Source organism: Rhodopseudomonas palustris BisB18, assembly GCF_000013745.1.
Taxonomy (GTDB): Bacteria; Pseudomonadota; Alphaproteobacteria; order Rhizobiales; family Xanthobacteraceae; genus Rhodopseudomonas_A; species Rhodopseudomonas_A palustris_F.
This window is the reverse complement of the sequence record NC_007925.1, coordinates 2041570-2061857: the sequence shown is the minus strand read 5'-3', so window position 1 is coordinate 2061857 and position 20288 is coordinate 2041570. Positions and strand designations below refer to the sequence as shown.

Annotated in this window: 17 protein-coding genes; 10 read left to right on the top strand and 7 right to left on the bottom strand. The window is 67.2% G+C overall.

Annotation, left to right across the window (positions count from 1 at the left end; translation table 11 throughout):
- The first annotated feature begins 3 nt into the window (after positions 1 to 3).
- From cobN to cobJ, 4 genes are read left to right on the top strand one after another with little or no spacing between them, the layout of a single operon-like run.
- Positions 4 to 3330: a cobaltochelatase subunit CobN gene (cobN, locus tag RPC_RS09470; RefSeq protein ID WP_011472350.1), complete on the top strand. Its 3327-nt coding sequence runs from the start codon at positions 4 to 6 to the stop codon at positions 3328 to 3330.
- Positions 3327 to 3956, top strand: coding sequence for a precorrin-8X methylmutase (locus tag RPC_RS09465; RefSeq protein WP_011472349.1), 630 nt, complete (start codon positions 3327 to 3329; stop codon positions 3954 to 3956). Before cobN ends, RPC_RS09465 begins: the two co-directional genes overlap by 4 nt.
- Positions 3953 to 4684: a precorrin-2 C(20)-methyltransferase gene (locus RPC_RS09460; protein WP_011472348.1), complete on the top strand. Its 732-nt coding sequence runs from the start codon at positions 3953 to 3955 to the stop codon at positions 4682 to 4684. The genes RPC_RS09465 and RPC_RS09460 overlap by 4 nt, the downstream gene beginning before the upstream one ends.
- Positions 4681 to 5442, top strand: coding sequence for a precorrin-3B C(17)-methyltransferase (cobJ, locus tag RPC_RS09455; protein WP_011472347.1), 762 nt, complete (start codon positions 4681 to 4683; stop codon positions 5440 to 5442). Before RPC_RS09460 ends, cobJ begins: the two co-directional genes overlap by 4 nt.
- On the opposite strand, the gene RPC_RS09450 is transcribed toward cobJ, so the two are convergent.
- The gene (locus RPC_RS09450) at positions 5409 to 6188 is read right to left on the bottom strand and encodes a cobalt-precorrin-6A reductase (RefSeq protein ID WP_011472346.1); all 780 of its coding nucleotides are present in this window, start codon (positions 6186 to 6188) and stop codon (positions 5409 to 5411) included. The genes cobJ and RPC_RS09450 overlap by 34 nt on opposite strands.
- Between RPC_RS09450 and RPC_RS09445 the strand changes: the two genes are divergently transcribed.
- The 5 genes from RPC_RS09445 to cobA are packed head-to-tail and all read left to right on the top strand — an operon-like array spanning position 6187 to position 10654.
- Complete coding sequence (locus tag RPC_RS09445; protein ID WP_049766080.1) at positions 6187 to 7410, top strand: bifunctional cobalt-precorrin-7 (C(5))-methyltransferase/cobalt-precorrin-6B (C(15))-methyltransferase; 1224 nt, start codon at positions 6187 to 6189, stop codon at positions 7408 to 7410. The genes RPC_RS09450 and RPC_RS09445 overlap by 2 nt on opposite strands.
- Positions 7407 to 7796 carry a cobalamin biosynthesis protein gene (locus tag RPC_RS09440; RefSeq protein WP_011472344.1) on the top strand — a complete coding sequence of 130 codons (390 nt, stop codon included), beginning with the start codon at positions 7407 to 7409 and terminating at the stop codon, positions 7794 to 7796. The genes RPC_RS09445 and RPC_RS09440 overlap by 4 nt, the downstream gene beginning before the upstream one ends.
- A complete protein-coding gene (cobM, locus tag RPC_RS09435) occupies positions 7793 to 8572 on the top strand; it encodes a precorrin-4 C(11)-methyltransferase (RefSeq protein ID WP_011472343.1) in 780 nt (259 codons plus the stop codon). Before RPC_RS09440 ends, cobM begins: the two co-directional genes overlap by 4 nt.
- A complete protein-coding gene (locus RPC_RS09430; protein ID WP_011472342.1) occupies positions 8565 to 9890 on the top strand; it encodes a cobyrinate a,c-diamide synthase in 1326 nt (441 codons plus the stop codon). Before cobM ends, RPC_RS09430 begins: the two co-directional genes overlap by 8 nt.
- Positions 9887 to 10654 (top strand): uroporphyrinogen-III C-methyltransferase, encoded by a 768-nt coding sequence (gene cobA / locus RPC_RS09425; protein WP_011472341.1) that lies wholly within the window; start codon positions 9887 to 9889, stop codon positions 10652 to 10654. Before RPC_RS09430 ends, cobA begins: the two co-directional genes overlap by 4 nt.
- A gap of 17 nt (positions 10655 to 10671) precedes the next feature.
- Here the strand turns inward: cobA and moaA are convergent, their stop codons facing one another.
- The 5 genes from moaA to RPC_RS09400 form a co-directional block, all read right to left on the bottom strand.
- Positions 10672 to 11736 carry a GTP 3',8-cyclase MoaA gene (gene moaA, locus RPC_RS09420; protein ID WP_011472340.1) on the bottom strand — a complete coding sequence of 355 codons (1065 nt, stop codon included), beginning with the start codon at positions 11734 to 11736 and terminating at the stop codon, positions 10672 to 10674.
- Complete coding sequence (locus tag RPC_RS09415; RefSeq protein ID WP_011472339.1) at positions 11733 to 12038, bottom strand: hypothetical protein; 306 nt, start codon at positions 12036 to 12038, stop codon at positions 11733 to 11735. Before RPC_RS09415 ends, moaA begins: the two co-directional genes overlap by 4 nt.
- Before the next feature lie 86 nt (positions 12039 to 12124).
- Complete coding sequence (gene torA, locus RPC_RS09410) at positions 12125 to 14614, bottom strand: trimethylamine-N-oxide reductase TorA (RefSeq protein ID WP_415914815.1); 2490 nt, start codon at positions 14612 to 14614, stop codon at positions 12125 to 12127.
- Between the two features lie 65 nt (positions 14615 to 14679).
- On the bottom strand, positions 14680 to 15321 hold the full coding sequence (locus tag RPC_RS09405; RefSeq protein WP_011472337.1) for a molecular chaperone TorD family protein: 642 nt from the start codon (positions 15319 to 15321) through the stop codon (positions 14680 to 14682).
- Positions 15322 to 15359: 38 nt separating this feature from the next.
- Positions 15360 to 16535: a NapC/NirT family cytochrome c gene (locus RPC_RS09400; RefSeq protein ID WP_011472336.1), complete on the bottom strand. Its 1176-nt coding sequence runs from the start codon at positions 16533 to 16535 to the stop codon at positions 15360 to 15362.
- 133 nt (positions 16536 to 16668) lie between these two features.
- Between RPC_RS09400 and RPC_RS09395 the strand changes: the two genes are divergently transcribed.
- Positions 16669 to 17376: a response regulator gene (locus RPC_RS09395; RefSeq protein WP_011472335.1), complete on the top strand. Its 708-nt coding sequence runs from the start codon at positions 16669 to 16671 to the stop codon at positions 17374 to 17376.
- Here RPC_RS09395 and RPC_RS26470 read toward each other — a convergent pair.
- On the bottom strand, positions 17330 to 20101 hold the full coding sequence (locus tag RPC_RS26470; protein ID WP_011472334.1) for an ATP-binding protein: 2772 nt from the start codon (positions 20099 to 20101) through the stop codon (positions 17330 to 17332). The two genes, RPC_RS09395 and RPC_RS26470, sit on opposite strands and share 47 nt — an antisense overlap.
- Positions 20102 to 20288: the final 187 nt, after the last annotated feature.

Sequence of the window (20288 nt, the reverse complement as noted above, 5' to 3'; positions counted from 1 at the left end):
GCGATGCATATCCTGCTGCGGGAACGCCATGGACTCGAGGAGACCGCGACCGCCGAAGATCTCGGCCAGACGCCGGCCGACCTCGTGGTGCTATCGTTCTCCGACAGCGACCTCGGCGGTTTCGCGGCGGCGTGGCGCGGCTCGCGCGGCACGCTGCCGAGCCTGCGGCTGGCCAATCTGCGCCGGCTGATCCATCCGCTATCGGTCGATCTCTATATCGAGAAGACGCTTTGCGGCGCGCGCGGGATTTTGATCCGGCTGCTCGGCGGCATCGATTACTGGCGCTACGGCATCGAGCAGGTCTCGGCGCTCGCCGCGGCCAAAGGCATCGCGCTGGCGATCATTCCGGGCGACGGCCGGCCCGATCCGCGGCTCGACGCAGCCTCTAACCTCCCGCCCTCGACGCTGCGCCGGCTCGCCGCGCTGTGCGACAAGGGCGGCCCGGATGCGGCGCGGGCAGCGCTGGCGCAATTGGCGCTGGCCTCCGGCCTGCCCGCTCCGCCGCTATGCGATAGCGCGGCGCTGCCGCGGCACGGCTGCTACGCGCCGGGTATCGGCCCGGTCGGCGACGACGTGCTCGATAGCGCAGCGGATGGCGCGCCGGTGGCGCTGGTGGTGTTCTATCGCGCGTTTCTCGCCGCCGCCGACACCGATCCGGTCGACCGGCTGATCGGCGAGTTCTCGCGACGCGGCGTCCGCGCCATCGGGCTGTTTGCCGGGAGCCTGAAGGATCCGGAGAGCGATGCCTGGCTGCGCGCCTCGATCGCGCGGCTCGCGCCCGACGTGATCGTCAACGCCACCGCCTTCTCGGCGCGCGGCGAGCACGGCGCGCCGTTCGACGTGGTCGATGCCCCGGTGCTGCAGGTCGCGCTCGCCGGCTCGACGCGCGCGGTGTGGGCCGAGTCGGATCGCGGATTGTCGCCGCCGGATCTGGCGATCCATGTGGTGCTGCCGGAAATCGACGGCCGGGTGTTCGCCGGCGTCGCCTCGTTCAAGGAAGCCGAGGCGCCCGATCCCGAACTCGGCTACGCCCGCATCGTGCATTGCGGCGACGACGAACGCATCAAAGCCATCGTGGCGCGGGCCTGCGGCTGGATCAACCTGCGACGCAGCGCCGACGACAACAAGCGGCTTTCGCTGGTGCTGTCGTCATATCCCGGCCGCGACGACCAGATCGCCCACGCCGTCGGCCTCGACGCCTTGGCGAGCGCGGTCGAGCTGCTGCGGCTGTTGCGCCAGCAGGGGTTTGCCATCGAGGATGAGCCGGAGGACTCTGCCAAGCTGATCGCGCGGCTGAAGACCGAGACGGTGCGCTGGCCGCTGCAGGATTATCGCGATGCGCTGGCCGGACTCGATCCGGCGCTCATTGCCGACCTCGACGCGCAATGGGGTCCTGCGGAATCCGATCCTGCCATCGTCGACGGCGCATTCGTTTTCAGATTGGCGCGTTGCGGCCACGCGCTGGTGGCGGTGCAGCCCGACCGCGGCCAGAGGCTGGATCGCGCCGCCGAGTATCACGATCCGCGCCGCGCACCGCGCCATGCTTACGTCGCGTTCTATCTGTGGCTGCGCCACGCCGCCGAATCCGACGCGCTGATTCACATCGGCGCGCATGGCACGCTGGAATGGCTGCCCGGCAAATCGGTGGCGCTGTCGCGGGCCTGCTGGTCCGACGCGCTGCTCGGCGCCACGCCGCTGATCTATCCGTTCATCGTCAACGATCCGGGCGAAGCGGCGGCTGCAAAGCGCCGGCTCGGCGCCGTCACCATCGGCCATATGACGCCGCCGATCAGCGCCGGCAAACTGCCGCCGGGGCTGCACGCGATCGAGCGGCTGCTTGACGAATATTCGCTCGCCGAAGGCCTCGATCCGCGCCGCCGCGAGCGGCTGGCCTCCAGCATCATCGATAGCGCGCGGCAAACCGGGCTCGATCGCGACAGCGGCTTGACCGCCGATATGTCGCCGCGCGAAGCGGTGGTGCGGCTCGATTCGTTCGTCTGCGACGTCAAGACCACGCTGGTCGCCGACGGGCTGCACATCTTCGGCCGCGCGCCGCAGGGCGGCGATCAGTTAGCGATGCCGTTCGCGCATTGCGCCGCCGGCGAACGCGCGGCACTGCTGGCCGCGCTGGATGGCCGCCGTATCGCGCCGGGCCCGTCCGGCTCGCCGTGGCGCGGCCGCCGCGACGTGCTGCCGACCGGGCGCAATCTGTTCACCGTCGATCCGCGCGCGGTGCCGAGCCGCATCGCCGCCGACCAGGGCGAGCGGCTCGCCGAAGCCTTGCTGACCCGGCATCTGCAGGACCACGGCGACTACCCGCGCAACGTCATGCTCGACCTCTGGGGCTCGGCGACGATGCGCACCGCCGGCGAGGAATTCGCGATGGCGCTGCGGCTGATCGGCGTGGTGCCGGAATGGGACCAGACCTCGACCCGCGTCATCGGCTTCGACATCATTCCGCTGCCGCTGCTGGGGCGCCCGCGCATCGACGTCACGCTGCGGATCTCGGGGCTGTTCCGCGACGTGTTCCAGAACCTGCCGCTGTTGTTCGAACAGGCGGTCGCAGCGCTGGCACTACGTGACGAGCCCGACGAGGACAATCCCTACCGCCGCAGCGAAGGCCCGCGGGTGTTCGGCCCGGCGCCGGGCGGCTACGGCGCCGGCGTGGTCGAAACGGTGACCGATCTGGCGCCGCAGAGCCTTGACGATGCCGGCGAGGCCTGGCTCGCGGCGAGCGGCTTTGCCTATGGCGGCACGCAGGACGGCGCCGCGGCGCGTCCAGAACTGGAACGCCGCACGCGCGCCGTCGAGGCCTTCGTGCACACCCAGGATCTGCCGGAGACCGACCTGCTCGCCGCACCCGACTACGCCGCGCACGAGGCCGGCTTTGCTGCGGCGGCGCGCAAGCTCGGCGGCGCTGCGCCGACGATGTATCACGCCGACTCCGCAAGGCTGGATGCGCCGAAGATGCGCACGCTGAACGAAGAAATCGCCCGCGTGGTGCGCGGCCGCGCCGCCAATCCGCGCTGGATCGAAGGCCAGATGCGCCATGGTTTTCGCGGCGCGGCGGAAATCGCTTCGACGCTGGACCAGATGGCGCTGTTCGCGCATCTCGCCGGCGCCGCTACCAGCGCGCACTTTGACTTGTACTACGACGCGACGCTGGGCTGCGACGCGGTGCGCGATTTCATCGAGCAGGCCAATCCCGAGGCCGCCGCGGCCATGCGCCGCCGCTTCCAGCAACTGCTCGACGCCGGCTATTGGACGACGCGGCGCAACTCGGCGATCGAGATCATCGCGACCTCCCCAGAGATCAAGGCTGCCTCATGAGCTACGCTTACGAAAAGGACGGCGCCGCGATCTACGCGCGATCCTTCGCGATCATCCGCGCCGAAGCCAAGCTCGCGCGCTTCGATCCAGCTGATGAGAAGGTCGCGGTGCGGATCATCCACGCCAGCGGCATGGTCGAGGTCGCCGACGACATCGTGTTCAGCGCGGGTTTCAGCAACGCGGCGCGCGCGGCGCTGCGCGACGGCGCCCCGATCTTCTGCGACGCCCAGATGGTCGCCAACGGCATCACCCGGGCGCGGCTGCCGGCCGATAACGAGGTGATCTGCACGCTTTCCGATCCGGGCGTGCCGGCGCTCGCCGCCGAACTCGGCACCACCCGCAGCGCCGCGGCGATGGAGCTGTGGCGCGACAGGCTCAAAGGCTCCGTCGTGGTGATCGGCAACGCGCCGACGGCGCTGTTTCGCCTGCTGGAGATGTTGCAGGAGCCGGGCTTAGCGCCGCCGGCGGCGATCATCGGCATCCCGGTCGGTTTCGTCGGCGCCGCGGAATCCAAGCAAGCGCTGATCGACAGCGGCGTGGCGCCGAGCCTGATCGTGCGCGGCCGGCGCGGCGGCAGCGCGATGGCGGCGGCCGCGGTCAATGCGCTGGCGAGTGAAATCGAATGAGTAGCGCAGCGACCATCTACGGCGTCGGGCTCGGCCCCGGTGATCCCGATCTGATGAGCGTCAAGGCCGCGCGGCTGATCGGCCAGGCTTCCGTGATCGCGCATTTCCGCAAGCCCGGCCGCGCCGGCAACGCCCGCACGCTGGTCGAAGGCCTGCTGGCCCCCGGCGCGATCGAAGTCGCGATGGAATATCCGGTGACGACCGAGATCGCGATCGACGACCCGGCCTATAACGATAGCCTGCGCGAGTTCTACGACGACTGCGTGCAACGACTGCTAATTCACGTCGCCGAGGGGCGCGACGTCGCGGTGCTGTGCGAGGGCGATCCGTTCCTCTACGGCTCGTTCATGCATCTGCACAGCCGGCTCAAAGGCAAGGCCAACGTCGTGGTGGTGCCGGGCATTTCCGGGATGTCCGGCTGCTGGACCGCCAGCGGCCAACCGATCACCTTCGGCGACGACGTTTTGTCGGTGGTGCCGGCGACGCTCGATGAAGCGAGCCTGCGCGACCGCTTCCAGACGATCGACGCGCTGGTGGTGATGAAGCTCGGCCGCAATCTGCCGAAAGTGCGCCGTGCGCTCCAGGCCGCGGGGCTGATCGAGCGGGCGGTCTATGTCGAGCGCGGCACCATGGCGGCGCAGAAAGTGATGCGACTTGCTGAGAAGACTGACGACGAGGCGCCCTACTTCTCGATGATCCTGATCCACGGCCAGGGGCGGCGGCCATGAGCGGATCGCTGATCATCGCCGGCCTCGGCCCGGGTGCCGCGCAACTGATCACCCCGGAAGTCACCGCGGCGCTGAACGAGGCCACCGATCTGATCGGCTACGCACCTTATGTCGCGCGCGTCACCGAGCGCGACGGCCTCACGCGCCACGGCTCCGACAACCGCGAAGAGCTCGACCGCGCCAGCCACGCGCTGCGGCTCGCCGCGCAGGGCCGCCGCGTGGTCGTGGTGTCGTCGGGCGATCCCGGGGTGTTCGCGATGGCGGCGGCGGTGTTCGAGGCAGTCGATGCCGGCGATCCGTCTTGGCGCGAACTCGACATCCAAGTGCTGCCCGGCATCAGCGCGATGTTCGCCGCGGCGGCAAGGATCGGCGCGCCGCTCGGCCATGATTTCTGCGCCATCAATCTGTCGGACAATCTGAAGCCGTGGGATCTGGTCGAGCGCCGGCTGCGGCTGGCAGCTCAGGCCGGTTTCGTCATCGCGCTGTATAATCCGTTGTCGAAAGCGCGGCCCTGGCAGCTCGGCCGCGCGCTGGATCTGCTACGCGAGGAATTGCCGGGCCAGGTGCCGGTGATCTTCGCCAGCGCGATCAGCGACGCCCGCGAAGCGATCGACACCGTGCCGCTCGCGGAGGCGATAGCGGAGCGCGCCGACATGCGTACGCTGGTGATGATCGGATCGACGCAAACTAAATTGATCGCGCGCGCCAACGGCAAGCCGTTCGTCTATACGCCGCGGTCGGTCGGAGCGGCGACGTGACCGAGCCAGCGCAGCACATCATCAACGGTTTCGACGCTGTGCCGCGCCGGAACAAACGGCCGCCGCACCATCACCACCGGCAGCGCCAGATCTCGCGCCGCCTCGATCTTGGCGGAGGCGGCGTCGCCGCCGGCGTTCTTGGCGACGACGCAATCGGCATGGAAGTCGCTCAGCATGGCGCGGTCGGAGGCCCGATCGAACGGCCCGCGCGCCACGATCACTTGCGCATCCGGCAAGGGCAGCGGCACGCGCGGCGGATCGACCAGCCGCACCAGATAGTCGTGCTGCGGATAGTCCGCGAAAATCTTCAGATGCATGCGGCCGATGCCGAGAAACACCCGGCGCGGGGCCTTGCCCAAGGCAACCGCTGCGGCCTGCAGATCGTCGACCTCGATCCAGCGATCGCCGCTTTGCCGCTGCCACGGCTTACGCTCAAGCGCCAGCAACGGAACGCCGGCCTGCGCGCAAGCGGCCACCGCATGCGCGCTCATTTGCGCCGCGAACGGATGCGTGGCATCGACCACCCGCGCGATGTCTTCCGCGCGCAGGTAGTCGACCAATCCGTCGACGCCGCCGAAGCCGCCGACGCGCCAGGCAATCGGCGGCGGCGTCGGATGGTCGGTGCGCCCGGCATAGGACAGCACTGCGTCGATGCCCTGCGCGCTGGCCAATGCCTGGGCCAGCCGGTTGGCGTCGGCGGTGCCGCCGAGGATCAGCACGCGGAGTTTGGTCGTGGAGGCGTTCATGACCGCAAGCGATGACACGGCGGCGCCCTGGCTGTCCATTGTCGGAATTGGCGAGGACGGGCTCGACGGGCTGTCGACGGCGGCGCGCGCGCTGCTCGCAAAGGCCGAGTTGATCGTCGGCGGCCCGCGGCATCTGGCGCTGGTGGCGGCGTTGGCGAAGCCCACGCAGGCGTGGGAAATTCCCTTCGCGGCCTCATTGCCGAAGCTGTTGGCGCAGCGCGGCAAGCGCGTGGTCGCGCTGTGCTCCGGCGATCCATTCTGGTACGGCGCGGGCTCGGTGATCGCGGACAGCGTGCCGGCCGCCGAGACACTTGCGCTGCCGGCGCCATCGAGCTTCGCCTTCGCCGCGGCGCGGCTGCGCTGGCGGCTCGAAGAGACCACCACGCTCGGCCTGCACGCCCGGCCGCTCGACTTGCTGCGGCCGCATTTGCATAACGCCGCACGTTTGATCGTGCTGGCGCGCGACGGTGCCGCGCCGGCCAAGATCGCGGCCTATCTGACCGGCTTGGGATTCGGTCCGTCGCGGCTGACCGTGCTGGAAGCGCTCGGCGGTGCGCGCGAGCGGGTTCGCGCAACCACCGCCGACGACTTTGCGCTCGATGATATCCAGTCGCCCGTCGCCGTTGCGATCGAAGCGATCGCCACCCCCGGCGCGATCATCATGCCGCGCATCGCCGGCCTGCCCGACGACTTGTTCCAGCACGACGGCCAACTGACTAAAAGGGAAATTCGCGCGATAACGCTGTCGACGCTGGCGCCGCGCGGCGGCGAATTGCTGTGGGACATCGGCGCGGGCTCGGGATCGATCGGCATCGAATGGCTGCTGGCCCACCCAACTAATCGCGCGATCGGCATCGAGCCGCGCGAGGATCGCCTCGCCAATGCGCGAGCCAACGCGGCTTCGCTCGGCGTGCCGCATTTCGATCTGCGGCTCGGCTCGGCGCCCGAGGCGTTGCAGGATTTGCCGACGCCCGACGCGGTGTTTGTCGGCGGCGGCGCCAGCCGCGACGGCGTGCTCGACGCGGTATGGCAGGCGCTGCCCCGCGGCGGACGGCTGGTGGTCAACGCGGTGACGCTGGAAACCGAGGCCGAGCTGATCGCGCAGCAGGCGCGGCACGGCGGCAGCTTGCTGCGGCTTGCGGTGGAACGCGCCGGCGCCGTCGGCGGCATGACCGGCTGGCGCGCGGCGATGCCGGTGGTGCAATGGAGCGCGGTGAAATGAGCCGGCTGGTGATCGGGCTCGGGTTTCGCAACGAAGCCCCCGCGGCGTCGATCGGCGAGGTGTTGGAAGCGGCACGCGCGCAGGCCGGCGGCGCCGCCGACACCATTGCGGTGCCGGACGACAAATCCGTCCATGCAGGACTAGTGAATGCTGCCCTCGCCGCGGGCTTGCCGATCGAACCGATCGCCGCCGAAGCGATGTGGGATGCAGACGCAGACATCACAACGCGCTCGGCAGCAAGCGCAAAACATCGCGGCGTCGGCAGCGTCTGCGAGGCTGCCGCGCTGGCAGCAGCCGGCGACGGCGCCCGCCTCGTGGTGAGCCGCATCGTCTCGGCCGATCGCAGCGCCACCGCCGCCGCCGCAATTAGCAAGGAACCAACATGACGGTGCATTTCATCGGCGCCGGCCCCGGCGCGCCGGACCTGATCACGGTGCGCGGACAAAACCTGGTCGCGCGCTGCAAGGTGTGCCTGTTCGCCGGCTCGCTGGTGCCGCGCGAGATCGTGGCACTGTGTCCGCCCGGCGCGCGGGTGATCGACACCGCGCCGCTCGACCTCGACGCCATCGTCGCAGAATTCGTCGCCGCGCATGACGCGGGCCTCGACGTGGCGCGGCTGCATTCCGGCGACCTGTCGATCTGGAGCGCGATGGGCGAACAGATCCGTCGCCTTGAGGCGCTCGGCATTCCCTACACGGTGACGCCGGGCGTGCCGGCGTTCGCTGCCGCCGCCGCCGTGCTCGGACGCGAGCTGACGCTGCCCGGCGTGGCGCAGACCGTGGTGTTGACCCGCACCTCGGGGCGGGCCTCGGCGATGCCGTCGCGGGAAAATCTCGCGGCCTATGCGGCCACTGGTGCGACGCTGGCGATCCATCTGTCGATCCACGTGCTCGACGAGGTGGTAGCGACGCTGCGGCCGCATTACGGCGCGGACGGCGCCATTGCGGTGGTGGTACGCGCGACTTGGCCGGAACAGATCGTGTTACGCGGCACGCTGTCGAGCATCGCCGATAAAGTACGCAGCGCCGCGATCGAGCGCACCGCGCTGATCCTGGTCGGGCCGGCGCTCGCCACCACCGATTTCGCCGAGAGCGCGCTGTATTCGACGGATTACGATCGCAGGTTTCGTCCCAATTCGCAGACCGGACTGATCCGTGAGTAATCCCCCTGGCCTGCTGATTGCCGCGCCGGCGACGCGCAGCGGCAAGACCACGCTGACGCTGGCGCTGCTCGCAGCGCTGCGGCGGCGCGGCCGCGTGGTGCAACCCTACAAATGCGGCCCGGATTACATCGATCCGGCATTCCACAGCGTCGCGGCCGGACGCGCCTCGTTCAATCTGGATTCCTGGGCGCTCGGCCGCGGTCAGTTCGAGGCGCTGCTCGATCACGCGGCCGACGCCGATCTGTGTCTCGCCGAAGGCGTGATGGGATTGTTCGACGGCGTCGCCACGCCTGGCGCCTGGGGCAACGGCTGCAGCGCCGACATCGCGGCGGCGACCGGCTGGCCGGTGGTGCTGGTGCTCGACGTCTCCGGACAGGCGCAATCCGCCGCCGCGGTGGCGCTCGGCTTTGCGCAATATCGCGCCGACGTGACGATCGCAGGCGTCATCCTCAACAAGGTGGCGAGCGAACGCCACGCCGCTTTGGTGCGCGACGGCTTTGCCAGGCACAACATCACGGTGTTCGGCGCGGTGAAGCGCGACACCTCGCTGACCATGCCGGAACGCCATCTCGGACTGGTGCAGGCGCAGGAAGATGCAGCACTCTCCGCACGGCTCGAGGCGCTCGCCGATCTGGTCGCGCGCGACGTCGATCTCGCAGCGCTCGAAGCGGCGGCGCGTCCCACGATGCGCGGGTCTGCATCCGTTGCATCGCGCACCTCGCCGCCCGGGCAACGCATCGCGTTGGCGCAAGACGCCGCATTCTCCTTTGTCTATCCGCATCTGCTGGCGGGCTGGCGTTGCGCCGGCGCCGAGATCGTGCCGTTCTCGCCGCTCGCCGATCAGGCGCCCGATCCGTCGTGCGACGTCGCCTGGTTGCCGGGCGGCTATCCGGAACTGCACGCAGGCCGACTCGCCGCGGCTTCGCGCTTTGCCGATGGCCTGCGCGACTTCGCGCAGAACAAGCCGGTGCACGGCGAGTGCGGCGGCTACATGACGCTGGGCGCCGGAATGATCGACGCCGCGGGCCAGCGTCACGCGATGCTGGGGTTGCTTGGCCTGGAAACCGATTTCGCGCAGCGCAAGCTGCATCTCGGCTATCGCAGCGCGACGCTGCTGGCGCCGATCCCGGGCCATGCGGCGCACAGCGTGCTCCGCGGCCACGAGTTTCATTATGCGCGGGTGATCGCGCAGCCCGACCCACCGCTCGCCGCTATCCGCGACGCGGCGGGCGTGCCGACCGCCGAGACCGGCAGCCGGCGCGGCCATGCGACCGGTAGTTTTTTCCACATCGTCGATGTGGCCGAGGAGACGTCATGACATCCGCTTCCCGTTCCGATGGCGCTGCGATCGGCAGCATCGCGCTGGTCGGCGCCGGCCCCGGCGACATCGACCTGTTGACGCTGCGCGCGGTGGAACGGCTGCGCGCCGCCGACGTGATCCTGTACGACGACCTCGCCGGCGACGCGCTGTTGTCGTTCGCGCGCGAGGATGCCGAATTGATCGCGGTCGGCAAGCGCGCCGGGCATCCTTCACCGAAGCAGGATGAATTGAACCGGCTGATGATCAGCTATGCCAAGCTCGGCAAGCGCGTGGTGCGGGTCAAGGCTGGCGATCCGGCGATCTTCGCCCGCGCCGACGAGGAGATTTGCGCCGCGCGCGACGCCGGCGTGCCGATCGAGATCGTGCCCGGCATCACCACCGCGACGGCGGCGGCGGCGTTTCTCGGCACCTCGCTGACCAAGCGCTTGGTGGCGCGCCGGGTGCAGATGGTCACCGGCCATGATGTCGGTGGCACGCTGCCGATCGACCTCGACATCGCAGCATTGGCCGATCCCGGCGCCACCACCTGCGTGTTCATGGGCAAGGCGACCTTCCCGGCGCTGGCGGAGAAGCTGATCGCAAAGGGGCTGTCGGGCGAGACGCCGACGGTGGTGGTGGAAAGCCTCGGCACGCCGAACACGCATGTACTCGCCGGCACGCTGAGCGAGATCGCCGCGCAGCTCGCCGTCGAGAAACCGCAGGGGCCGTGCCTGATCCTTTACGGACAGGCACTGGCCGGCGCCGGGCGTGGTCTGGCGTAACCCAAGCGCAGCGGCGTTCAGCCGCCGGTCACGTTGATGAAGCGACTGACCGCGCCGGGCCGCGCGATCGAGAAATCGTGCCCCTTGGGTTTCAGGAGGATCGCGGCGCGGATCGCGTCGATCAGTTGGCCGTCGTCGCTGCTCCGGCGTAGCGGCGCCCGCAGATCGATCGCGTCGTCCTGGCCGAGACACATGCAAAGCTGTCCGGTGCAGGTCAAGCGAACGCGATTGCAGCTTTCGCAGAAGCTGTGGGTGAGCGGCGTGATGAAGCCGATGCGTTGTCCGGTTTCCTTCACGGTCATGTAGCGCGCAGGGCCGCCGGAGCGATGCGAGCTCGGCTGCAGCGTCCAGCGTTCTTCCAGTGCAGCGCGGACCTCGCTCATCGGAACATACTGATCGCTGCGCTCGATGCCGCCGAGCGGCATGATCTCGATGAAGGTGAGATCATAGCCGCGCTCGCCGCACCAGCTCACCAGGCGGTGAAACTCACCGTCATTGATGCCCTTCATCGCCACCGCGTTGATCTTGATCTCGAGCCCGGCGTCGGAGCCGGCCTGAATGCCGTCCAGCACCTTGGCCAGTTGGCCGAACCGCGTCACCGCCCGGAACTTGTCGGGGTCCAACGTATCCAGCGAGACGTTGACGCGCCGCACGCCAGCGGCCACCAGCTCCTTGGCGTAGCGGACCAGCAGCGTGCCGTTGGTGGTCAGCGTCAGTTCATCGAGCGCGCCGGATTGCAAATGCCGACCGAGCGCGCGGACCAGATCCATCACCCCGGAGCGCACCAGCGGTTCGCCGCCGGTCAACCGCAGCTTGCGGGTACCGAGCGCGATGAAACTCGCACAGAGCCGGTCGATCTCTTCCAGCGTCAGCACTTCCGCCTTCGGCAGGAAGGTCATGTCCTCTGCCATGCAGTAATGGCAGCGCAGATTGCAGCGGTCGGTCAGCGACACCCGCAGATAAGACACCGCGCGGCCGAACGGATCGACCAGCGGTTCGACCACCCGCGACGCGGCTCGCTCCAACAACAGCGGCCGCGGCGCCTGGCCGATCTGGTCCAGGGAGGGTGATGAGCAGGTCATTGGGTCGAAATGTCGCCGAGCCGATCGACGCCGACTCGCAGATTGATGCCGGAGCGCTCGGCTTTACCGCGCCAGATGCCGCTGTCGTCCAGCACCAGATCGCTGGCATTGGAGAGCCCGGCGCGCATCAGCCTTCGCTGCACCTGTTTTTCAGTCAGAGTATTGGTCCCGGTGGCCAGCGGGCCGCCGTTGATTTTCGGTGGGCCGGAGAGATCGACCGTTGCCGGGGCAGCGGTCTGCGCCGAGACCGCGGCGGGAAATGCAACACTAAGTAGCAAAACAGTGAGGGCAATACGAAGCATCGTTGGGCTCCTTGAGATTGCGCAAGATCAGGATCGGGCGCCGCCGGGACTGTGCACCCGGCGGCGGCCTCGTAGCTTGACCTAGGTCATGCGTTGGCCGGGGCGTCGAACACCGTCACCTTCTGCAGCGGACCGGTGTACTTCTCGACGTCGACCAGGCAGGTGTGCGCCGAGGTCGCCTGCGCCAGCCGTGAGCTGCCGATGTCCGGCGTCAGCACGTTGACGTCGCCATGCTTGCACAGCGTGTTCGGATCCTTGATGTCGACCGGATCGTACCAGGCGCCTTCCTGCAGTTGCACCACGCTCGGGCGGATGTCGTCGGTGACCACCGCGCCGGCGAGGCACTGACCGCGGCCGTTGAACACCCGCACCACGTCACCATTCTTGATGCCGCGGGCTGCGGCGTCCTTGGTGTTGATCATGCAAGGTTCGCGATCGGCGACCTCGTAGATCTTGCGGACGCGGGTGCCGTTGAGCTGCGAGTGCATGCGGTGCAAGGGATGGTTGGAGTTCATGTGCAGCGGATAGGCCTTGTCCTTTTGGCCAAGCCATTCCAACGGCTCCAGCCAGGAGGCATGCGGCGGGCAGTCGTCGTAACCCATCTTCTCGATCGGTTTCGAATACAGCTCGATCTTGCCGGTTCCGGTCGGCAGCATGTTCTCGATCGGGTCCTCGCGGAAGTCCGCGTATTTCACCCAACGCAGGTTCTTGGCCGGCGTCTCGAACTCGATGATGCCCTTTTCCCAGAACTCCTCGAAGCTCGGCAACGTCACCGACTTCTTGGCGTCGGCGGTCTTCTTCGCCGCCGCGTAGACGTCGCGAACCATGTCGAGTTCGCTCTTGCCCTCGGTGAACTCCTGGCCGACGCCGAGCCGCTCCGCGATCGCGGTGAAGATCGCGTAGTCGGTCTTGGATTCGAACACCGGCTCGACCACCTTCTTCATCGCGATGTAGGCGCGCTTGGAATTGGCGCCGACCATCTCGATGTCGTCGCGTTCCGTCGTCGTGGTGGCGGGCAGCACGATGTCGGCGAAGCGGGCCGATGCGGTCCACTGGAAGTCCTGCACGATCACCGTTTCGAACTTCCGCCAGGCCTTGCGCATCCGGTTGCGGTCCTGGTGGTGGTGGAACGGATTGCCGCCGACCCAATACGTCAACTTGACGTCGGGATAGATCTTGGTCTCGCCGTTGTGCTCATAGGTCTTGCCGGGCTTCTCCAGCATGTCGACGACGCGGGCGACGGGAATCGATTTTGCGCCCTTTTCCTTCGGCCACGGCATCTTCTCCTTGCGGGTGCCGCCCGACATGCCGGGCGCCAGCGCCGGCGCCAGGGTTGCCGGCGATCCAAGGCTGTAGAGATGATAGTTCTGGCAGAAGCCGCCGCCGGGAAGCCCGACCTGACCGATCATCGAGGCCAAGGTGACGAACGCCCACGGCCATTGCTCGCCGTGATGCTGCCGCTGGCAGCTCCAGCCGCTGACCAGCATGGTGCGATTTTCGACGAACTGATGCGCCAGCCGGCGGATCACGTCGGCCGGAATCTCGGTGAGCGCTGCCGCCCATTCCGGGGTCTTCTCGACCTTGTCCCAGCCCTTGCCGAGCAGATAGTCGGAGAACTTGTCGAAGCCGAAGGTGCAGTTGGCGACGAACTCCTTGTCGTAAAGATTCTCGGTCAAAAGCACGTGGCAGATCGCGATCGCCAGCGCGACGTCGGAATGCGGGCGGATCGCCAGCCATTCGGCGTTGAGGTATTTGCTGGCCTCGACGTTGATCGGGTTGATGAAGATCGCCTTGATGCCGGCCTTCTTCATGTCCTCGAACCACTTGTACTCCTCGTGGTCGGGCAGCGCGAAGGCGATCTGATTGGTCTTGAACGGGTCGGCGCCCCAGAACACGATGGTCTTGGTATTCTCGATCACCGATTGGTAGGTGGTCTGCGGGCCGGCGGCGTCGATCGAACCGACGACGTAGGGCATGATGCCTTCGAGCGCCGCCTTCGAGTAGTTGCTCGACGAATAGACCGCGCCGCCGTTGAGGTTCATCAGCCGCGTCAGCATGATCTGCGGATTGCCGATCTCGCCCGAACTGCGCCAGCCGTAGCTGCCGGCATAGACCGACCACGGCCCCTCCTGCTCTTCCAACCGCTTCAATTCGCCGGCGACCAGATCGAGCGCCTTGTCCCAGCTGACGCGGACGAAGTCGCCATTGCCGCGGCTGTCGCGGTCGGCCTTGATGCCGTTTTCGAGATAGGCGCGGCGCACCATCGGATAGCGGATCCGGCTCGACGAATAGACCACGTCCTGCACGCCATCGAGCGCCTTGTTCGGATGGAAGTCCTTCTCCCACGGACGCAGGCTGACGAAGCGACCGTTGTCGACCTTGGCGTAGAACGCGCCCCAATGCGACCCGGTCAGGATCTCCTTCGGAGCCTCCGCCGCGAACGCCCGCCCGACCGCGCCCGGCAGCATCATGTCCGCCGCGGCGAGGGCTGTGAGCGACGACGTCGCGCTGAGAAAGCGCCGCCTCGACAACGAATGGGCTTCCGACATTTTCTTCTCCTTCAGGTTCTGGAGCATGGCCGGCTCATTCGAGCGTCCCATCTCCGCATCGTTCGAAACGTTCGCGGCTGGATCGGCGCGGTTCAGGCCGCGGAGGCGATTCCAGGAATCGGCAGGTTCAACAACAAGTCGAGCACGCCGGCCACCGCGGCATAGAAACCGCTGCTGTCGTGGGTCTGGCAGGCGGCGACGAAGTCCGGCACCCAGCCGCGCAGCCGCGTCAGCAGCATGGTCACGGTCTCGCCGTCGTCGACGTTGCCGGAGCTCGCGGCGAACTCCAGGGCTTCCGAAAGCAAGGCGAGTTCGATCACCAGATGATCGGGGGCCTCGGGAAAATCCTCCGCGGTGCGCCGGCCGCGGCGCTGCAGCAGCAGGGCCATCTCGCCGGCGGGCTCCTGGTAGAGCCGGCCGCTGCCCTGATAGGCGGACTCATAAGGCGGCGCCGACATCGGCCCGCCCGATCCCAAGAACAAGCGGCAGAACGCCACGTTGAGCAGCGACTCCGCCTGCGCCGGATCGAGGTCGCGAACTACTGCCGCGGCGGTCTCGACGCCCGGCCGCAAGGCGTCAATTCTGGCCAGCGGCGCCAGCGCGCCGGCCATCACCGGCAAGCGGATTTCCGCAAGAACGGCTTGCTCCAGTGGCGCGCCGAACAACGCGGCGATCGTATTGATCGCTTCGGCAAACGCGGTCACAGGCAACGATGCAGAGGTCAGTGTCGTCATGATGATCGAGCCTCATTTGCTATCCAGACCGCTGGGGATCAGTGTCCGGCGTTCGGCATGTCCTTGGCGCGCAACTGGAAGTAGGTCTGCAGCAGACGGACGTCCTCGGCGCCGAGCGCGGTGCCGTCCTTCATTTCCTTGATCACGCCGATCCACTGGTTGGCCGGCAGATGACCGGGCTGCGGCTGGCTATGGCAGGCACCACAGGCGGCGCTGGCCATCTCGGCGCCGTAGTGCCCGAGACCGACGCTGTCGGCGGTGAACGCGGTGGCCTTCACCCAGCCGGCGATGCTGCCTTGCTGCCAGGACAGCGTGGTGTCGGGATCGACTTCGGCCTCGCCGAGCTTGACCGTGGCGGCCATCGCGTCGTTCATGTTGAGTTCGAAGATCCGCCGCGCCTTCGCCGCGACCATCAGGCGCTTGACGCCTTCCTGGACCCAGCCGTTGATCTCCACCTTGATGAAGTCACCCTTGCGCTCCAGCACCTTGACCTTGGTCAGCGGATAGACGTTGCCGCCGCCCTTGCCGGCGTCGCCATCGGGACGCTCGGCATAGAACGGGGTCGACTCCAGCGCATAGAGCGTGTCGGCGCTGCCGCTCTTGGCAACGGCCTGCGCCTTGAGGTCGTCGAACAGCGTTTTGTAGCCACTCGACATGTCCGGCAACTTGTGCGCGATGCCCTTGTGGCAGGAAATGCAGGTTTCGCCCTTTTCGAGCCCCTTCTGCATCAAGGTCTGAGCTTTCGGGCGCTGCTTGTGGATGTCCATCGCGTCTTGCGAGTGGCAGCTGCGACATTCGCGCGAGTCGGTCGCTTCCATCTTGGTCCACACCCGCTTGGCCATTTCCAGCCGGTGCGCTTCGAATTTTTCCGGGGTGTCGATGGTGCCGAGCACGGTGTGCCAGACGTCCTTCGCCGCCATCACCTTGGCGATCAATTTGTGGCCGAGCGCCTTCGGCACATGGCAGTCGGAACACACCGCACGAACGCCCGAGGCGTTTTTATAATGCGGCGATTTCTGATATTCTTCGTAATTGCCTTTCATCGAATGGCAGGAGACGCAGAATTCAAGCGAATTGGTCTTGTCGAGCAGAACGGAAAAGGCCCCCCATCCGGCCAGCGAGCCCCCGGCGGCGATGACGGCCACGAGAGCCACGGTGCTCATTCCCACCGGCTTCTTCAGCCAATTCTTCAACCGCGTAAACCGCAAACCCATCGTCGTTTCTCCTGCGCCACCCTCGAGGGGGAAGGCTGCGCAGGGGTTATGGTGGCGATGTAAATGCCGTTCCGTTAACTTGCGAATGAGATATTAACAGAGCCTCGTGTTCGTCCCCTAAGTAAAGATACGTATGATCAACCAAACACATCTCGTCGTTGTCGATGATGAGCCGGTGGCTCGTGAATCCCTTGCGGCCTATCTGGAGCGCGAAGGCTTTCGCGTCACGATGGCCGAAGACATCCGCGGCTTGCGCGGCGTTCTCGAACACCAGAAAGTCGATCTGGTGCTGCTCGACATTCGTCTTCCGGGCCAGGACGGCTTGAGCTTTTTGCGTGAGCTACGCTCGCGGTCCAATCTGCCGGTGATCTTCGTCACCGGCCGAGTCGATGAAATCGATCGCGTGCTCGGGTTAGAACTCGGCGCCGACGATTACGTCACCAAGCCGTTCGGCCACCGCGAACTGCTGGCGCGGGTCCGCACCCTGCTGCGCCGCACTTCGGAGAGCTACCGACTGGAACACAACAACCTCGCGCGGCACTTTGCGGGTTGGACTCTCGATCTGTCGCAACGCTGCCTGACGGATGCGCATGGTGAGGATGTCCGGCTCACCCGTGGCGAGTTCGACATCCTGGCGGCGCTGGTCCGACGCCCCGGGCAAGTGCTGTCCCGCGACGCTCTGCTCGACGAAAGCGTCCATCGCGACGGCGCGCCGAACGATCGCACGGTCGACGTGCTGATCGCCCGCCTGCGCCGCAAGATCGAAACCGATCCGGCAATTCCCCGCCTGATCATCACCGAGCACGGCTTGGGTTATCGGTTCGTCGGGCCCGTGCACTGAGCACGGCGGCCCAGGAACGCTTCAAGCCTTCGATCTTGCCGGGGGCTTTCGCCGCCATCGCCCGCGCGCAGCGCCGCATCGCGCCGTGGTCGTTCGCCGCCGCCGCGCGCTCGGCGAGTTGCGCCAGCCGCGCCAGATGGTTGAGCCCGACGTTTCCCGCCGCGCTCTTCAGCCGGTGGGCGGCATCGCCGAACGCCCTCGCATCGCCGGCCTGAAGCGCCCGGCTTGTTTCTGCCAGCAGCGACGGCGCGGTGGAGACGAACAGGTCGATGATGTAACCGGTCTTTTCCTCGCCGAGATCGTCGCAACGCTGCTCCAGCAGCGATCCGGTGCGGGCGGACTGCGGCACGCCTTCGTCCTCCAGCGCGCCGACGGCGTCGGCCAGCGCCTGCCGCAACGTCTCCTGCCGGAACGGCTTCTCGATGTAGCCGGTCATGCCGGCGGCGAAACACTGCTCGATACGGCCTGCGGACACGTTGGCGGTGATCGCGATGATCGGCACTTCGCGGCGGGTGGCGTGCGGCAGCCCACGAATCGCCTTCGCCAATCCGATGCCGTCGAGACCGGGCATCGCCAGATCGGTCAGCACGATGTCGTAGTCATGCTGGCCGGCCAGAGCCGCCGCGGTGAGGCCGTGCGACGCATGGTCGACCGTATGCCCCATCTTCTCCAACATGGCGCGGGCCACCGCGGCATTCACCTCGTTGTCTTCCGCCAAGAGGATCGACAATTGCGGCATCGCTTCGAACGCGGCGGTCGTTGCCGCGCCGCGCAGCGACGGCCGCGCTATTGCGAAATCCAACACCACGGTGAAGACGCTGCCGCAGCCGAGCGTGCTTTCGACGGTGATCTTGCCACCCATCGCGTCGATGATGCGCTTGCAGATCGCGAGCCCCAATCCGCTGCCGCCGAACCGGCGGGTGATCGAGGAGTCGCTTTGCGAGAACGGGTCGAACACATGCGGCACGGCCTGGCGGGCGATGCCAATGCCGGTGTCGGTGACTCGGAATTCCATTCGCCCCCGATCCGGCCGTTGCTCGTCGGGCGCCCAGTTGACGCTCAGCACCACCTCTCCCGAATGGGTGAACTTGACGGCGTTGCCCACCAGATTGAGCAGCACCTGGCTGATCTTCGCGGGGTCGCCGATCAGCCGTGCCGGCAAAGCCGGATATTCGGTGAGGAACGCCAGCCCCTTGCCGGCGGCCTGCGGCGTCATCGCCGCGGCGATGGTGCGCAGCAGTTCGTCGGGGCTGAACGCGATCGACTCCAGTTCCATGCGGCCGGCCTCGATCTTGGACAGGTCGAGAATGTCGTTGAGGATCGCGAGCAGCAGCGAGCCGGATTGTGCGACGGCATCCAGCCATTGGCGTTGTTGCGCCGACAGCGGGCTGTCGTCCAGCAACTGCGCCATGCCGAGAATGCCGTTCAACGGGGTGCGGATCTCGTGGCTCATGGTGGCGAGGAAGTCGGTCTTGGCGCGGCTGACCTCGTTGGCCCGTTCGATCTCGACCTCCTGGGCTTTCTCCAACAGCCGCTGCAGATGCTGCGCCTTCAACGCGCCGACGCGTAGTTCCTCGAGCGCCCCGGCCATCGCCCCCATCTCGTCCGGATAGCCGGTGGCGGGAACGGGCAATGCGAACTCCTGACGCGACAGCCGGCCGATGGTGTCGACCAGCATCTTCATCGGCGTCGACAGCCGGCGCCGCACCGTCTGAATCCAGAAGCCGACCAAAAGAATGCCCGCCACCGCGACGACCGCCATCGCCAGCAGCATCAGCGAAGCTCTGGTCTTGCGGTCTTCGGCGTGGGCGATCGCCTGATCGAGCGCATCGTTGCCGAGTTTCAGAATCGGGTCATAGGCGGTGACGCACAGCTCCGACCATTCGGCGGCCGGCATCGCCGGCAAGCCTGAGCCGTCGAGGCCGTACAGCACCTCGTCCATGCGCTTCTGCACGATTTCCGTGGCGATGCGGCCGTTGATCACGTCCTCGACCAGCTGTGGCGACGCCCCGGGCCGGCTGAGATAGGATTCGAGATAGCGCCAGCGCGCGGTGTACTCCCCGACCCCTTCGCGCCAATTGGCGAGCTTTTCACGGTCGAGCGGCAGGCTGCGTTGCACATTGGCCCGCAACGCCGAGCACGGACGTCCATAACGTTCGCGGATGACGTAGGACGCCTGCCGCAATTGCACCAGTTCGGCGATCTCGGAATCGAGCATGCGCGCGTCGTTGCCGACCGCGATCGAGGCTTCCTGCAGCCGCTCAGCGACGTTGTACATCGCCATCAGCCAGGGATCGGCGGTCGCCATGTCGCGGGCCGGCAAAGGCTGCGCCGTTATCGCCGACAGCAGCGGCCGGCTGCGTTCGAGGTCGGCATAGGCGTCGCGCGACGCCGCCAACAACGCGTCACGTCGCTCGAGCTTGGAAGCGTCGATCGCCGCCATTGCTTCCGCAAAGAGGCCGTCAACCTTGCGGTTCGACGCCTCGACCATCGCGTCCGGCTGATCCCGCGACAGCACCGCGACGCCGGCGACACCGACTTCGAAACGTATCCCGGTCATCGAATTGAACAGCACGCGATCGGCGCGGGTCAAAACCACGATGCGGTCGGCGTCGACGAAGGCGAACCATTCCTGCGCAGCCAATAGCGAGGTGATGGTGACCAAAGCCAGGATCGAGGTCCAGTGCAGCACCAGGACCAATTTTGCCAGCGAGTGTTTGAACACGCAGATCCCTTCCGCTTGCTCCGTGCGCAAGGCGCGCCGTCAAAGGACGCGCGAACACCGCGACGAGTCCCAAAACGCCTCCATCAAAATCGGCGATTGTTCACCTACTCGGACGCAACCGGCGGAGATCGCCGGGCAACTTGTCGGGCCTCGCGTCTGTCCCGCGGATCGGCCGGTGCCGACGTAC

Coding starts and splice junctions, on each gene's coding strand:
- cobN (WP_011472350.1), top strand. CDS start 4: ATGCATATCCTGCTGCGGGAACGCCATGGACTCGAGGAGACCGCGACC.
- RPC_RS09465 (WP_011472349.1), top strand. CDS start 3,327: ATGAGCTACGCTTACGAAAAGGACGGCGCCGCGATCTACGCGCGATCC.
- RPC_RS09460 (WP_011472348.1), top strand. CDS start 3,953: ATGAGTAGCGCAGCGACCATCTACGGCGTCGGGCTCGGCCCCGGTGAT.
- cobJ (WP_011472347.1), top strand. CDS start 4,681: ATGAGCGGATCGCTGATCATCGCCGGCCTCGGCCCGGGTGCCGCGCAA.
- RPC_RS09445 (WP_049766080.1), top strand. CDS start 6,187: ATGACCGCAAGCGATGACACGGCGGCGCCCTGGCTGTCCATTGTCGGA.
- RPC_RS09450 (WP_011472346.1), bottom strand. CDS start 6,188: ATGAACGCCTCCACGACCAAACTCCGCGTGCTGATCCTCGGCGGCACC.
- RPC_RS09440 (WP_011472344.1), top strand. CDS start 7,407: ATGAGCCGGCTGGTGATCGGGCTCGGGTTTCGCAACGAAGCCCCCGCG.
- cobM (WP_011472343.1), top strand. CDS start 7,793: ATGACGGTGCATTTCATCGGCGCCGGCCCCGGCGCGCCGGACCTGATC.
- cobA (WP_011472341.1), top strand. CDS start 9,887: ATGACATCCGCTTCCCGTTCCGATGGCGCTGCGATCGGCAGCATCGCG.
- moaA (WP_011472340.1), bottom strand. CDS start 11,736: ATGACCTGCTCATCACCCTCCCTGGACCAGATCGGCCAGGCGCCGCGG.
- RPC_RS09415 (WP_011472339.1), bottom strand. CDS start 12,038: ATGCTTCGTATTGCCCTCACTGTTTTGCTACTTAGTGTTGCATTTCCC.
- torA (WP_415914815.1), bottom strand. CDS start 14,614: ATGCTCCAGAACCTGAAGGAGAAGAAAATGTCGGAAGCCCATTCGTTG.
- RPC_RS09405 (WP_011472337.1), bottom strand. CDS start 15,321: ATGACGACACTGACCTCTGCATCGTTGCCTGTGACCGCGTTTGCCGAA.
- RPC_RS09400 (WP_011472336.1), bottom strand. CDS start 16,535: ATGGGTTTGCGGTTTACGCGGTTGAAGAATTGGCTGAAGAAGCCGGTG.
- RPC_RS09395 (WP_011472335.1), top strand. CDS start 16,669: ATGATCAACCAAACACATCTCGTCGTTGTCGATGATGAGCCGGTGGCT.